The sequence below is a fragment of the Thiomonas sp. FB-Cd genome, assembly GCF_000733775.1.
In the GTDB taxonomy this organism is placed as follows: Bacteria; Pseudomonadota; Gammaproteobacteria; order Burkholderiales; family Burkholderiaceae_C; genus Thiomonas_A.
The window spans coordinates 333,489-347,873 of record NZ_JPOE01000005.1; the positions used below are offsets into that span (position 1 = coordinate 333,489).

Annotated in this window: 11 protein-coding genes; 2 read left to right on the forward strand and 9 right to left on the reverse strand. The window is 62.6% G+C overall.

From position 1 onward, the window contains the following. Positions 1-237 precede the first annotated feature (237 nt). Both pgeF and CD04_RS0115155 read right to left on the reverse strand, forming a co-directional pair. The gene (gene pgeF / locus CD04_RS0115150) at positions 238-1,062 is read right to left on the reverse strand and encodes a peptidoglycan editing factor PgeF (RefSeq protein ID WP_031408256.1); all 825 of its coding nucleotides are present in this window, start codon (positions 1,060-1,062) and stop codon (positions 238-240) included. Further along, complete coding sequence (locus CD04_RS0115155; protein ID WP_051849327.1) at positions 1,049-2,116, reverse strand: RluA family pseudouridine synthase; 1,068 nt, start codon at positions 2,114-2,116, stop codon at positions 1,049-1,051. The genes pgeF and CD04_RS0115155 overlap by 14 nt, the downstream gene beginning before the upstream one ends. Before the next feature lie 116 nt (positions 2,117-2,232). Here CD04_RS0115155 and CD04_RS0115160 point away from each other — a divergent pair, with 116 nt between their 5' ends. Beyond that, positions 2,233-3,054, forward strand: coding sequence for an outer membrane protein assembly factor BamD (locus CD04_RS0115160; RefSeq protein ID WP_369792846.1), 822 nt, complete (start codon positions 2,233-2,235; stop codon positions 3,052-3,054). A gap of 442 nt (positions 3,055-3,496) precedes the next feature. Here the strand turns inward: CD04_RS0115160 and CD04_RS0115165 are convergent, their stop codons facing one another. After that, positions 3,497-5,512: an ATP-dependent DNA helicase gene (locus CD04_RS0115165; protein ID WP_231480657.1), complete on the reverse strand. Its 2,016-nt coding sequence runs from the start codon at positions 5,510-5,512 to the stop codon at positions 3,497-3,499. Between the two features lie 92 nt (positions 5,513-5,604). Further along, positions 5,605-5,808, reverse strand: coding sequence for a DUF465 domain-containing protein (locus tag CD04_RS0115170; protein ID WP_031408263.1), 204 nt, complete (start codon positions 5,806-5,808; stop codon positions 5,605-5,607). 92 nt (positions 5,809-5,900) lie between these two features. Here CD04_RS0115170 and CD04_RS0115175 point away from each other — a divergent pair, with 92 nt between their 5' ends. After that, positions 5,901-6,704: a PP2C family serine/threonine-protein phosphatase gene (locus tag CD04_RS0115175; RefSeq protein WP_031408265.1), complete on the forward strand. Its 804-nt coding sequence runs from the start codon at positions 5,901-5,903 to the stop codon at positions 6,702-6,704. A gap of 55 nt (positions 6,705-6,759) precedes the next feature. Here CD04_RS0115175 and CD04_RS0115180 read toward each other — a convergent pair whose 3' ends face one another. The 5 genes from CD04_RS0115180 to CD04_RS0115200 all read right to left on the reverse strand — a co-directional run bounded on the left by CD04_RS0115180 (position 6,760) and on the right by CD04_RS0115200 (position 14,315). After that, positions 6,760-7,563, reverse strand: coding sequence for a hypothetical protein (locus CD04_RS0115180; protein WP_031408267.1), 804 nt, complete (start codon positions 7,561-7,563; stop codon positions 6,760-6,762). Further along, positions 7,563-8,660 carry a cell division protein ZapE gene (gene zapE, locus CD04_RS0115185; RefSeq protein WP_031408269.1) on the reverse strand — a complete coding sequence of 366 codons (1,098 nt, stop codon included), beginning with the start codon at positions 8,658-8,660 and terminating at the stop codon, positions 7,563-7,565. Before zapE ends, CD04_RS0115180 begins: the two co-directional genes overlap by 1 nt. An 8-nt stretch (positions 8,661-8,668) precedes the next feature. Further along, complete coding sequence (lpdA, locus tag CD04_RS0115190; protein WP_031408271.1) at positions 8,669-10,096, reverse strand: dihydrolipoyl dehydrogenase; 1,428 nt, start codon at positions 10,094-10,096, stop codon at positions 8,669-8,671. A 10-nt stretch (positions 10,097-10,106) separates the two neighbouring features. After that, a complete protein-coding gene (odhB, locus tag CD04_RS0115195) occupies positions 10,107-11,360 on the reverse strand; it encodes a 2-oxoglutarate dehydrogenase complex dihydrolipoyllysine-residue succinyltransferase (protein ID WP_031408273.1) in 1,254 nt (417 codons plus the stop codon). A gap of 99 nt (positions 11,361-11,459) precedes the next feature. After that, positions 11,460-14,315, reverse strand: coding sequence for a 2-oxoglutarate dehydrogenase E1 component (locus CD04_RS0115200; protein WP_031408275.1), 2,856 nt, complete (start codon positions 14,313-14,315; stop codon positions 11,460-11,462). Between the last annotated feature and the right edge of the window lie 70 nt (positions 14,316-14,385).

Consider the following 14,385-nt stretch of genomic DNA (forward strand, 5'->3'; position numbering starts at 1 on the left):
ATCGGATCGTACTTTCAAGTTGGGGTGTCTGGGTCAGTATCTGCCAAGTGCCGATACCAGCGCTTGCAAAAGCAAGGCCGGCACGCAGATCAGTCAGCGTAGGAAAGAAGCATTCGGCAATCCCGGAAATGATGCAAACTGCTGGATGTGATGGCCGTTCCTTGATGTTTTCCGGCGGCAACCAGCGTTGACGCGTTCAAGCCATTCTTGAGCAACCGCAAGAAAGTGTCAACGCGGTCAGCCCTGCCTCTCCATGGTTATCCCTGGTGCAGCGATCCACACGAGCCCCGCCTGGCGGCCCGTGATACGGTCGTGGCGAAATGTGTAATACCCCTGGCGTTCGGACACTGTGCATACCCCGCCTCCGTGCACCAGGGCCGCGGACACGCCGGCCGCTTGCAGACGCAGGCGCGCAAGCATGAAGAGGTCCGCCATCCACTTTCCCGGACGGGTCATGCGAAATGCCGTCGCCGACTCAGCCTGCCGATCCACAAAGGCTTCCCGCACATCCTCTCCGACCTCGAAATGCAGCGGTCCTATGGCTGGGCCCAGCCATACTTGAACTGCTGATGGTTCGCATTGCGCCTTGCCGCAAAGGGCCTTCAGCGTGTTCTCCAGCACACCACCGGCAAGACCCCGCCAACCCGCATGCGCTGCAGCCACCGCCGTGCCACCAGGGGCAGCAAGCAGCACAGGCAGGCAATCGGCCACCAGCACACACGCTGCCAGACCGGGGGTCGTGGTGACCGCGGCATCGGCCTGGGGAACAGAACGTCGGTCCCAGGTATCGAGATCCGCCACCCCGGTGCCGTGGACTTGATCGAGATAAACCACCTGCAACCCCGGGGACAGCGCGCCAAGACGTGCCCGATTGGCAGCGACTGCCGCGGGGTCGTCGCCCACGTGGCTACCGAGGTTCATGCCGCCCGTGCGCGCGGCGATGGAGCCACCGCCCGCTCCGTAGGGTCCGACGCTGTTGCCTCCGTGCCTGCTCGTAAACACACCGCGCACCCGTGCATTGTCCGGCCAGGATGCGCAAATCCAGTATTCAGGCCACTCCATCGGATTCCCCCCAGTCGCGCGTGTCAAAGACCTCCGTGCCGCCCCCCAGTGCCTGCCACTGCGCGACGATGTCGGCTGCGACCGGTGACCCAAAGCGCAATGCCATCCTGCTCGTCGGATGCGTGAAACGCAGAACCGCGGCGTGCAAAGCTTGGCGCTGTAAAGATAGTGGGGGCGCGCCACGACGACCATACAGTGCGTCACCCAAAAGCGGCAGCCCAGCATGCTGTGCATGAACGCGAATCTGATGCGTGCGGCCTGTCTCCAGTCGGCAGCGAATCGAGGTGATGGGTCCAAGTGCCGAGTGCAGTACGGCCAATGGAATCAGGTGAGTCCGCGCCGGCTTGCCATTCGCGACGACAGCCATGCGCAGACGGTCGCGGGGATGGCGGCCGATGGGGGCGTCCACCGTCATGGGTCTCGCAAGTTCGCCCCAGCCAAGCGCCAGATATTGACGCCCCATGCTGCGCGCTTGCAACTGGCGCACGAGATCCGTTTGAGCCTCTAGCGTGCGAGCGACGACCAGCAGGCCACTTGTGTCCTTGTCCAATCGGTGAACAATGCCCGCACGCGGCACCCCGGCGGTTTCGGGATAGCGCGCCAACACGCCGTTGAGCAGGGTACCGGTCCAATTACCTGCCGCTGGATGCACCACCAACCCCGCGGGTTTATCGATCACGACCAGTTGCTCGTCCTCCCACACGACAACAAGCGGCACCGGCTCTGGCGAGAACGCCGCAGCTTCAAGATCAGGGGGCACCTGGAGGGCGACCACGGCCATGGCCCGCGCCTTGCTGCGTGGGGCCGCAGGCTTGCCGCCCATGTGCACCATGCCGGCTTCGCACCACGCTTTGAGGCGGTTGCGGGAGAACTGCGGGAACAGCTGAGCCAGCACCTTGTCCAAGCGAATGCCTGCGGCGCTTGCAGGAACATGCTCCTGCAAGATGGAGGCAGTCGTGTCCTGATCTCCCACGTCCGAATCAGGCAAGTCGGCGGACTCGCTACTCAAAGGGGTGCCTGGCACAACGGCAACGTTGGAAGCGGGTACTTGCATGGTGCCAGCATAGTGCAGCCGCCGTACTTGCAGAGATGCGCCCAGCGCCAGGTGAAGGCCGCCGACATCCCGCTTCCTATAATGCTCAGCTTGCCGCCACTACAACGAGTTGCCTTGTGAATCCCACATCATCATCCCCAGGCGTGCGCCTGACTTGGCGCGCCCTCGTTCTGCTGGTCGCGGCCCTGCTTGGCGCCTGCGCGTCCACTGCGGAGAAAGACGTCACAGCTGGATGGTCAGCGGCCAAGCTGTACAGCGAGGCCAAGGACGAGATGAGCAGTGGTGCGTACGATAAGGCCACCCAGTACTTCGAAAAGCTCGAGTCTCGCTATCCCTATGGCGTGCTGGCGCAGCAGGCATTGATGGAAACCGCTTACGGCTATTACAAGCAAGGCGAGCGCGCCCAAGCCTTGGCTGCCTGCGACCGGTTTCTCAAGATCTACCCGAATAACCCCTATGTCGACTACGTGCTTTACCTGAAGGGCCGCATCAACTTCTACGATAACGACAGCTGGTTCGCTGGTCTTTCCGACCAGAAGCTCTACGAACGTGACCAGCACGCGGCCAAGGAATCGTTCGAGGCATTCAAGGAACTGGTCTCCCGGTTTCCCAAGAGCAAATATGCGCCGGACGCGCTCCAGCGCATGGAGTACATCCGCAACTCCCTGGCCGACTACGATACGCATGTGGCGCTGTTCTATTACCGCCGCGGTGCTTACGTGGCAGCCGCCGATCGCGCCCAGGAAGCGATCAAGACTTATCCAGACACGCCCGCCACGCAGTTGGCTCTGGGGGTGCTCATGGACAGTTACGACAAACTCGGGCTGACGCAACTGCGCGACGATACCGAGCGCGTACTCAAACTCAATTACCCGCAAAGCCCCTACCTCAGTCAGGGCCTGCCGCCGCGAAACGAATCATGGTGGAGGCTCTGGTGAGACTTGGGTGCGTTTGTTGATGTGATCTTTAGCTGACATCGTCGCCACCGCACGCCTGCGGCTACCGCTTGCGCGGGAACGGCGCCCATTCTTGCGGCGCGATGCATGCGCGACCTCATGCACAGATTCTTGAACGCTCCCGCCGCTCAACGCGCGGTGTTGTAGCGGGGGTTTTCCACGTCAGCGCCCCAGGTCTGAGGGTATTTCCACCGCCACGGCCAACGGTGGTCTGCGTGGGCGTGACTTCGTCCTGTTCCGGTCCTTGTTGCTTCCGCAGGCGTATCGTGCGCTTGCGGTTCCCCTCTCTCCCGGCACTTGCCCGAGGGGACAAAATCCGCCCGGCGCTGCGCGATCACCTGGGATGCATTGGCGTGGGCGTCGTCCGTGGCCCCACAGCGCTGGCAGCCGAACACGAGGGCACCAGCCTTCACTCCTGTCTTTTCTAATCAGCTTCTGGCTTGTGACTGTGCGCAACCAGAAAATCCATCGCCTCCTCAACCGCCTGCACCCGCCCAAAAGGCTGCAGCGACGCCAACAGGCGCTTTCCCCAACCCGTGGTGACCAAGCGCTGGTCGCAGACGGCCAGCACGCCCCAGTCGCGCTCACTGCGCACCAACCGGCCGGCGCCCTGCTGCAGCGCAAGAGCGGCCTGCGGCAGTGAATAGTCCATGAAGCCGTTGCGCCCCGCCGCCTCCAGACGTTTAAGCCGGGCGGCCACCATGGGATCGTCGGGCGGCGCAAAAGGAAGCTTGTCGATCACCACCAGAGTGAGCTTGTCTCCAGGGAAATCAACCCCCTCCCAGAAACTGTGGCTACCCACCAGTACAGCCCTGGAGTCGATCGAGAACCGCTGCAGAAGCACTTGCTTTGACTCGCTCGCCTGTTCCAAAACGGTCCGCCCTGGTGGTAGCAATTCACGCAAGCGCTGGGCAATGCGGCCGATTGCGCGCAGCGTGGTCGTCAACACGAAGCTGCCGCCAGGATTGACCGCGATGAGCCGCGCAGCCAGATCGGCCACATGCAAGGCATGATCGGCGTCGGATGGATGAAAGCCTGTGCGTGGCACCAGCAAGCGGGTTTGCCGTGCGTAGTCGAACGGGCTTTCTACCCGCAACTCGCGCAGGCGGGGTGCTGAGACCCCCTCCATGGCATCCAGCGCGGGGCTACCCTCACCCAGTCCCAGCCGCGCGCGCGTGTAACGAAACCCGCCATCAAGCGTGAGCGTCGCCGACACCAGTACCCAGGCCTGGGGGCGCTGCGCCAGCAACGCCGAGAACGCCGCTCCTATCCCCAGTGGTGTGGCCAGCAGCCTCAGATGATGGCTGCCCACCTCAAGCCAGCGCACCGCCTCCTGCGCCGCGGGCGGCGCGGTGCTGACATCGGGCTCGATTGCGGTGTCGCGCTGCCAACTGGTGAGAAGCTCGCGCTGTTCACGGCAGCGTGCGATCAAACGCGCAAACTCGGGGGCCAGCGCGTCAAAAGGGTCGAGGGCGACTTCCAGTGCGGCCAGCTCCGCCTGCCACTGCCTCAGCGCATCACGCCAGCCCGGCAACGCCTGTGCTTGGCCCCAGTCCATTCGGTGCTGGCCCATCGGCGCGGTGAGGCGCTGGTCACGCACCGCCTTTTGCAGCCGACTGGACAAACTCTGCCAATCGGCAAGGCCCCGCGCCAACTGCGTTCCACAAGCGAGAATGTCGCGCGCCAGATCGTGCGCTTGTGCAGTACCAATGGCAGTGCCGAGAAATTGTGCACCGATATCAGAGAGCTGGTGGGCCTCGTCCAGCACCACAGTGGTTGCGCTGGGCAAGAGCTCGGCCACGCCTTCATCGCGCAGGGCCACGTTGGCGAAGAAAAGATGATGGTTGATGATCACGACGTCTGCGGCGAGCGCCTCGCGCCTGGCCCTCATCACAAAGCACTGTCGATAGTCGGGACAGTCCGAGCCGAGGCAGTTGTCGCGCGTGGACGTCACAAGAGGAATGATGGGCGAGTGCTCGTCGAGCCCTGATAACGCGGACAAGTCGCCGTCGACTGACGTGCCCGCAAAGCGGGCCACGCGTCGCAATTCCTGCACGGCACGACGCGTGTCCAGGAGGCCGTCACTTTGCGCGCGCTTGAGGCGGTAGTGGCACACATAATTTGCCCGACCCTTGAGAACGGCTGTGCGCACCTGCACGCCCAGCACCTCGCTTGCCAGCGGCAGGTCTTTGCGGGAAAGTTGATCCTGCAAGGCGCGTGTGGCCGTGGATACGATCACGCGCTCGCCATGCATCAGCGCTGGCACCAGATAGGCCAGTGTCTTGCCCGTGCCGGTACCCGCTTCGGCCAGAAGGATGCCGCGCTCGCCAATGGCGCGGGACACCGCCGCGGCAAGCTTGCGTTGACCCGGACGCTCGTGCCAACCCGGCAGCGCTGCCGCAAACAGACCGCGCTCACCCCACAAGGCGTCGGAGAGCACAAAATCATGGGAGCTCGGACTCGCCTCTGCCACATCCGCGCAGGAGGCAGCGCTGTTCTGCCTAAAATGCTCAGGCGCTTGTTCGAGAGGATTCAAGCGGGCTCATCCGGCTGCAAGGCCGATTCCAGGAGTGCGATGTGATCGCGAAGCTGCAGCCGCTTCTTCTTCAGCCTGCGCAACAGGAGTTCCTGATCGGGGGCATGGTGCGCGAGCCGGTCGATGGTGTCGTCCAGATCCGCATGCTCCATGCGCAGTTCGATCAATCGCCGGTTGGCAGAACGCAGGTTCTCTTCCATCGGTCTTACCGCATGCGTGCTTGGGAGGGCATGAGTCCATTGTATGAACCCAGGCCAACGCGCAAGGTAGAGCATCAGACAGTGATTGATTGATGAGTCCGACACATACCCGTCTTCAGTTGCAGGCTGCCACAGGCATCCACCGAGGCGACCGCCAGTATCAGCAGGACCGCATTGAAGTCTTCCCCCACGCACGCGTGCCAGGCTTGGTACTGGCGGTGGTGGCCGACGGTATGGGCGGGCGCAGTGGCGGACGCATGGCAGCTGACCAAGTCATGCTCACTGCACAGCAATTGTTTGACCGCTATGTGCCCAGCCAGGACGATCCGCGCAGCCTGCTGCAGAGCATCGTGCGCGAGAGCCATCTGATGATCAAGCTCAGCGCAATTTCTGCCGAGCAGGAGCCCCATTCCACAGTGGCATGCGCGCTTGTGGAGCCCAATGGAAGCTGCCACTGGGCGCATGTAGGTGACTCGCGCGTACACGTCTTTCGGGGCGGGAAGCTCGAGACCCGCACAAAGGACCACTCCTATGTGCAAGAACTGGTCGATGCAGGCGCGCTGAGCGAGACCATGGCACGCAACCACCCGATGAGCAATGTGCTCACGGCCAGCCTGGGGGCTGACGAGGAGCCACCCTTCAACTACGAAAGCATGCGGCTCAAACCCGGGGACGTGGTTTTGCTGTGCAGCGACGGATTGTGGCATTACTTTGTTGATGCCGAACTGGGCTCGGCACTCGATCGACTCGATCCGCGCGAATCCTGTGAGTTTCTCATCGCAAAGGCCAGGCAGCGGGCCGTCGGAGGAGGCGACAACCTTTCTCTGGCCGTGCTCAAGCTTCTGCGCAGCGATCCCCGATCAACATCCGCACCCCGCATCGCCAAATCCCGATAGGCATCTCGCGGCAACGGCTTGGTCTTCCCGCCGCCGTGCGGCAAGTGGCGCGCGTTCAATACCCGGGTGGTAAAGGAAGCGGGGGAGCCGGTGGCTTTTGCTGGGCGCGTCGGGCAGCGTCTCGTTGGCGGCGCTGGTAGTCGGCAAGTTTGGCCGCATAGGCAGACTCGGGCTGACTGGTATGTGCAGCGGGCGTTGGTACGCGGGGGCGAACCTTGCCATACGGCTTTGGACTGCGCTGCAGCCGCTTGGTGGCCTGCTCCTGCTTGGCTGCATAAGCCGCTTCATGAGCCGCCTCCCGTTCCTGGCGCTCGGCTTGGCGACGTTGCTTGTCGGCCTGTTCCTGCCCAAGTTCTGTAGGTTGCGTTTGGATGGGTTTCACGTTGGGCTGCTGGCGCTCGCGCACATTACGTTCAACCCGTGCTCGCTCGGCTGCAGCGCGCTGTTCGCGAGCGGCAAGATCGAGAGCATTGAGCTGCGCCTCCAACGACCCGGCCGCCGAGCGATAGCGTCGCGAGGCATCCTGCAAGCACTGGTTAACGAAGAACCGGCGCTGGCAGGCGGCCTGTTGGTGCGCGTATGCGGCGTCAAGATCGCGTCGCTGCTGCCGGATCTGCCTGCGCTCAGCGGCGCGTTCGGGTGCGCCATCCGTTGTCGGTGCGATGACTTGTGCGACCGGCAAGGCCGCTCCTGGCGACGAACCAGGCATGTCTGCGGCCGCCTGTGCTTTTCGGCCGCCGGCCATCAATGCGGCGAGCATCACCAAGCAGACCACCATCAGCGCAGCGCTCTGGCAGATGCCGCAGGCACGCTTGGGCGCGGCAAGCGCATGGCGCCAATCGGGCAAGCGGGTACGCATCAGGTGAGCGCGGTCTGGACCTCGCGCCGTCCCTTGGCGAGATAGGCCGATGTCTGCATTTCCAGCAGACGCGAGACCGTTCGCTCGAACTCGTACGCGAGAGGGCCCGACGGGTATAGCGCGGCCGGGTTGACTTCGGCCGAGAGCACGAGCTTGATGTTGCGGTCGTAAAGAACGTCCACTAACAACGTAAAGCGGCGCGCGGCACTGGCACGCTCGGGTGTCATGCGCGGCACGTCCGACACCAGAACGGTATGGAAGCGCGCGGCGATTTCAAGATAGTCGTTCTGCGAGCGCGGTGTATTGCACAGGGATTCAAAGTCGAACCAGATGACGCCCCCCGCCCTGCGCAGGGCAATGAGCTCGCGGAATTCAATGTGAAGCGTGGGATCATCCTCGGCCGCTTCCGCGAGACATTCAAAGGTTTGCTCCATCGCCGTGTCGGCCGCTGGCCCCAGGGGCATGTGGTACAGGCTCATGGCCCGCATGGCGCGGTGCCGATAGTCCCTGCCACCGTCCATGTGCTGCACGTCCATGTTCTTCTTGATCAGATCAATGGCTGGCAGGATACGGTCGCGGTGCAAGCCGTCTGGATACAGGGCATCCGGTTCGAAATTGCTGGTCGCCATCAGCATGACGCCGTCGTCGAACAAACCCTGGAGGAGGCGATGAAGGATCATCGCGTCCGTCACGTCACTGATGTGAAATTCGTCGAAGCAGATCAGGCGAAAACGCCGCGCGATGCGGCGCGACAGTTCCTGCAAGGGATCTTGCGTACCCTGCAGTATGGCCAGTTCGCGCTGCACCTCGCGCATGAACTCATGAAAGTGCAACCGCGTCTTGCGCACCACCGGCACGGTCACATAAAAGGCGTCCATCAGAAAACTCTTGCCTCGCCCCACGCCACCCCAGAGGTATACGCCGCGTGGAAGTTCGGGATGAATCAGCATGCGCCGCACCGCCGTGGAACGGCGCGACTTGTAGGCGACCCACTCGTCAAAGGCGCGCTGCAGACGAGCGATCGAAACACGTTGCGCAGCGTCGGGCTTGAAACCCCGCTCACCCAACGCCTGCAGGGCGTATTCCGTCACATCCATGAACAAGCTTAGAAATTCAGGCTCCGACCGTCCGTGGCGAGTGCAGCTTCCTTCAGCGCCTCTGACAGCGTGGGATGGGCGTGACAGATCCGGGCAATGTCTTCGGCCGCAGCCTTGAATTCCATGGCAACTGCCGCTTCAGCGATGAGCTCGGAAGCCATCGGCCCAATGATGTGCACGCCAAGAATGGTGTCCGTCTCGGCATCGCTCAGCACCTTGACGAACCCCGTTGTGTCACCCAGCGCGCGTGCCCGACCGTTGGCCAAGAAGGGAAAGCTCCCTGCCTTGTAGGCTCGGCCCGCGGCCTTGAGGGCCTGCTCTGTCTGCCCGACCCACGCGATTTCCGGACTGGTGTAGATAACCCAGGGCACGGTGTTGAAGTCCACATGTGGCTTTTGCCCACTGATACGCTCGGCCACCGCCACACCTTCCTCTTCGGCCTTGTGTGCCAGCATGGGCCCGCGCACGACGTCGCCCACTGCCCAAATCCCCGCAATCGAGGTCCGACACTCGTCGTCGACCGGAACAAAACCTCGCGCGTCGGGCTGCAGACCAACCGCCTCCAAGTTCAAACCATCGCTGTGTGGAACGCGCCCGATGGAGACGATAAGCCGATCCACCTCGAGTTCGTGGGCCGCACCCTGGGCATCGGCATACTGCAGTTTCACGCCTTGGGCCTGGGCTTTCACCTCGGTGAGCTTGACGCCGAGTTGGATGTCAAGACCCTGCTTCTTGAACTGCTTGAGGGCCTCCTTGGCCAGTTGAGCGTCGGCAGCCCCGAGAAAATCGGGAAGCGCTTCAAGCACCGTGACTTCAGCCCCCAGACGCCGCCACACGGAGCCCATTTCCAGGCCGATCACACCGGCGCCGACCACGCCAAGACGCTTGGGCACTTCCGTCAACGCCAGCGCTCCGGTATTGGACAAGACCCGTTCTTCGTCAAACGCAACCCCGGGCAGGGCACGGGGGCTGGAGCCTGTGGCGATCACCACCTGTTTGCCGGTATGCGTCTGCGGCGTGGGGCCATCGACCTGCACCTGGAAACCCCCTTCAACCTTGCCAACAAAGGACGCACGTCCATGTACGAACTGCACCTTGTTTTTCTTGAAGAGATAGAGGATGCCCTCGTTGTTCTGGCGCACCACCTGGTCCTTGCGCGCAATCATGCGGGCAAGGTCCAGGCCCAGCCCCTTGAGCTGGATCCCGTGGTCGGCAAAAGCGTGCCCGGCGTGCTCGTAATGTTCGGACGATTGCAATAGCGCCTTCGACGGAATACAGCCCACGTTGGTGCAGGTACCACCCGGAGCCGGCCCCCCCTTGGGGCCCGCCCAGGCGTCGATGCAAACCACCGACATACCGAGCTGCGCCGCGCGAATGGCTGCGATGTACCCGCCGGGGCCGGCGCCGATGACGATGAGGTCCACTGCTTGTGTCATGACCGTGCCCTCACAGGTTTAGCAACAGACGCGCCGGGTCTTCCAGCGCCTCCTTCATGGCGACCAGACCCAACACGGCTTCGCGCCCGTCAATAATGCGGTGGTCGTAACTGAGCGCGAGGTAATTGATCGGACGGATCACGACCTGCCCGTTTTCGACCACAGGTCTATCCTTCGTCGCGTGCACACCGAGAATGGCGGCCTGCGGTGGATTGATGATGGGCGTGGACAGCATCGAACCGAACACACCGCCATTGCTGATGGAGAAGGTGCCGCCAGTGAGATCCTCGATCGCCAGCTTGCCGTCGCGTGCCCGCACCCCGAATTCTGCGATCTGCTTCTCGATGTCCGCGAAACTCATCTGATCGGCATTTCGCAAGATGGGCACAACCAGTCCGCGCGGGCTGCCAACCGCAATGCCGATGTCAAAGTAGCCGTGGTAGATCACGTCGCTGCCATCCACCGAGGCATTGATGATTGGGTACTTGCGCAGCGCGTGCACTGCGGCCTTGACGAAAAAGCTCATGAACCCAAGCTTGACGCCATGCTCCTTCTCGAATCGGTCCTTGTGGGCGTTGCGCAAGTCCATCACGGGCTTCATGTTCACTTCATTGAAGGTCGTGAGGATGGCATTTTCAGCCTGCGACTGCACCAGGCGCTGCGCGATGCGCGCGCGCAGTCGACTCATGGGAACGCGCTGCTCCGGACGCTCTGCGTACGCCGAGAGGTCGATATCGGCGTCCACCGGCGGTAACGCCTGGGGTGCATTGAACGGCCCTGCCTGGGGAACCCGTGCCTGCGGCGCGACCGCCTGCGCGGGGGCTTTCGCCGAGCCCAGCACGTCGGCCTTGGTGATGCGCCCGCCGCGGCCCGTGCCGTCCACGTTCGCGGCATCGATTCCCTTCTCGGCCATGATCTTGGCAGCAGCGGGCATGACCGGCACCGTCGCTGCAGCGGCGGGCGTTGCCACGACCGGCGCTGCAGCGACGGACTGAACCGGCAGCGGGCTGACTTGCGGCTTGGCGTCGGTGTCGATCTTGGCGATCACCTCGTCGGCCACGACGGTTGCGCCGTCAGGCTTGACAATGTGTGCCATGACACCGGATGCCGGTGCCGGCACCTCCAGGACGACCTTGTCCGTCTCGATTTCGATCAGGATTTCATCCTGACTGACGGCCTCTCCTGGTTTTTTCTTCCACTGCAACAAAGTGGCCTCAGCCACGGATTCGGACAATTGGGGAACCTTGACATCGATCAGTGCCATGGTGGTATCTCGCTTGGGATGTGAACGGGTTGTCGCCCCGCGCGCAGCCAGTTGGGCCGACCTCAGGCCTGCCCGGACCGCGGCGCGGAGAGCCTTGGGCTATTTTGTCAGGATGAAGCCCTTGAGCTTGCCGAAGGCAGCTGCAAGGAGTTCCTTCTGCTGCTCGGCGTGTTTGGCGAAATAGCCTACGGCGGTGGATGCCGAGGCTGGCCGCCCGGCATAGCCTAGCCGCTGGCCATCTTGCAGATTCTCGTGAATGTGGTGCTGGATAAAAAACCAGGCCCCCTGGTTTTGTGGCTCATCCTGGCACCACACGAGATCGCGCAACTGCGGATAGCGCTTGAGTTCGGCGGCAAAGGCCTTGTGGGGGAAGGGGTACAACTGCTCGAAGCGCACGATGGCCACATCCTGCGCATCGCGCTGCGTGCGTTCGGCCAGCAGGTCGTAATACACCCGGCCCGTGCACACGATCATGCGCTTGACTTTCGAGGCATCGAGGTCGCTCTGCTCGCCCAGCACAGTGTGGAAGTGCCCGTTCGCCAAGTCGGCTAGCGTCGAGCGCGCCTGCTGGTGCCGCAGCAGGGATTTCGGCGTCATCACCACCAAGGGTTTACGGAATGGGCGAATCATCTGCCGGCGCAACAGGTGAAACATCTGCGCCGGGTTCGTCGGCTGGCAGACCTGAATGTTGGTCTCCGCGCACAGCTGCAGATAGCGCTCGAGCCGTGCTGAAGAATGCTCAGGCCCCTGCCCTTCGTAGCCATGCGGCAAGAAGAGCGTGAGGCCGGAGGCGCGGCCCCACTTCACCTCCGCCGCGGAGATGAACTGGTCGATCAGGACCTGGGCACCGTTGGCGAAGTCGCCAAACTGGGCTTCCCAGATCACCAAGGTGTTGGGGTCCGCGGTCGAATAGCCATACTCAAAACCGAGCACAGCCTCCTCGGACAGGATGGAGTCAATCACCACGAAGGGCGCCTGCCCCTCGGACACGTTCTGCAATGGCACATAGCTGCCTGCGTCCCAGCGCTCCCGGTTTTGGTCATGCAGCACTGCATGGCGATGGCTGAAGGTACCTCGCCCGCAATCCTCGCCCGACAGACGCACGGGGAATCCATTTGCCACCAGCGAAGCAAACGCGAGATGCTCACCCATGCCCCAGTCCAGCGACAGCTCCCCCCGCCCCATCTTGGCTCGGTCGGCGATGACTTTCTCCACCAGTGGATGCAGCTTCAGGTCCTGCGGCAACGTGGTGATGCGATCGGCCAGTCGCTTGATCTCGGCAAGTGGCAGCGCCGTGTCGGCGTTGTCCGTCCACTTGCGGTTCAGGAACGGAGTCCAGTCGACTGCGAATTTGCTTTTGTAATTCGAAAGCACGGGTTCGAGGGCGCGCTCGCCGTCTTCCATGGCTTGTCGATAGGCCTGCACCATGGCGTCGCCATCAGCCTCGCCGATGACGCCCTGGCTGGCCAGCCGGTCCGCATAAAGCTTGCGCGTGCCCGGATGAGCCGCGATTTTCTTGTACATGAGCGGCTGCGTGACAGCTGGTGTGTCCTGCTCGTTGTGGCCGAGCTTGCGGAAGCACACGATGTCGACCACGACGTCGTGGTTGAACTCGGTGCGAAAATCCACCGCAAGCTGATGGCAAAGTGCGACCGCCTCTGGATCGTCGCCATTGACGTGCAGAACGGGCGCTTCGATCATCTTGACGACATCAGTGCAATAGAGCGTGGAACGGGTGTCGCGCGGATCGGACGTCGTGAACCCGATCTGGTTATTGATCACGATATGCACCGTGCCGCCGGTGGAATAGCCCCGGGTTTGGGCCAACGCCAGCGTTTCCATCACGACGCCCTGGCCGGCGAAAGACGCATCGCCATGGACCTGCACGGGCAGAACCTGAACGCCCTTCTTGTCGCCACGGCGTTCCTGGCGCGCGCGCACCGAGCCCTCAACGACCGGATTCACAATTTCCAAATGCGAGGGATTGAATGCCAGCGAAAGGTGGACGGGCCCCGAAGGCGTGGAGACATCGCTTGAAAAGCCTTGGTGGTATTTCACATCGCCCGATGGCAGGTCGTGCGCGTGCCTTCCTTCGAATTCGTCGAACAGATCCTTGGGACGCTTGCCCAAGGTATTGACCAGGACATTCAAGCGCCCGCGATGGGCCATGCCGATGATGACCTCCTGCGCACCACGCTCGCCGCTGCGCTGAATGATTTCATCCATACCGACGATAAAGCTCTCGCCACCTTCGAGCGAAAACCGCTTTTGCCCCACATAACGCGTGGCCAAGAACCGCTCCAAACCTTCCGCCGCGGTGAGCTTGTCCAGGATCTCGCGCTTTTTGTCGGCGCTGAAACTCGGCCGGGTACGGATGCTTTCCAACCGCTGCTGCCACCAGCGCTTCTGGTTCTGATCGCTCAGGTACATGAACTCCACGCCGATGGAGCCGCAATACGTTTCATGCAGGTTGTTGATGAGCTCGCGAAGGCTCATGCTCTCCTTGCCGAAATAGGTGTTGCTCGTATTGAAAACCGTTTCCAGATCCGCATCGGTGAACCCATAGAAAGCAGGGTCAAGATCGGGAATTTCAGGCCGCTCGGTGCGCTTGAGTGGATCCAGGTCCGCCCAGCGCACGCCAACGTTGCGATAAGCGGCGATCAGTTGCTGCGCAGCAACACGTTTGCGCGACATGTCCGCGTCGGACGCAAGCGTGATCGGTCGCGCCGGACCGGTCTTGGCCCGTTGCGCAAAGGCCGACACCACGGGCGCGTGGGGAATATCGCGTGAATTGCTGCCGTCGACGGCCGGCACATGCTGCAAAGCGTCAAAATAGTCGCGCCAATGGTCCGGAACGGCACCAGGGTTTGCGAGATAAGTTTCGTACAGCTCCTCGACGTAAGGAGCGTTGCCGCCAAACAGGTAGGAGTTGGCGCGTAGCTGCTGGATAGTCATGGTGGGCTCACTGGTTCGCCGGGTATCCCGGCATAAAGTGGGTGAAACACCATGCGCCAGCGTGGGTACC

What these genes read in the sequence shown, in the direction of transcription:
- CD04_RS0115175 (WP_031408265.1), top strand. Translation starts at nt 5,901, where the DNA reads ATGAGTCCGACACATACCCGTCTTCAGTTGCAGGCTGCCACAGGCATC.
- pgeF (WP_031408256.1), bottom strand. Translation starts at nt 1,062, where the DNA reads ATGGAGTGGCCTGAATACTGGATTTGCGCATCCTGGCCGGACAATGCA.
- odhB (WP_031408273.1), bottom strand. Translation starts at nt 11,360, where the DNA reads ATGGCACTGATCGATGTCAAGGTTCCCCAATTGTCCGAATCCGTGGCT.
- lpdA (WP_031408271.1), bottom strand. Translation starts at nt 10,096, where the DNA reads ATGACACAAGCAGTGGACCTCATCGTCATCGGCGCCGGCCCCGGCGGG.
- zapE (WP_031408269.1), bottom strand. Translation starts at nt 8,660, where the DNA reads ATGGATGTGACGGAATACGCCCTGCAGGCGTTGGGTGAGCGGGGTTTC.
- CD04_RS0115170 (WP_031408263.1), bottom strand. Translation starts at nt 5,808, where the DNA reads ATGGAAGAGAACCTGCGTTCTGCCAACCGGCGATTGATCGAACTGCGC.
- CD04_RS0115155 (WP_051849327.1), bottom strand. Translation starts at nt 2,116, where the DNA reads ATGCAAGTACCCGCTTCCAACGTTGCCGTTGTGCCAGGCACCCCTTTG.
- CD04_RS0115200 (WP_031408275.1), bottom strand. Translation starts at nt 14,315, where the DNA reads ATGACTATCCAGCAGCTACGCGCCAACTCCTACCTGTTTGGCGGCAAC.
- CD04_RS0115180 (WP_031408267.1), bottom strand. Translation starts at nt 7,563, where the DNA reads ATGCGTACCCGCTTGCCCGATTGGCGCCATGCGCTTGCCGCGCCCAAG.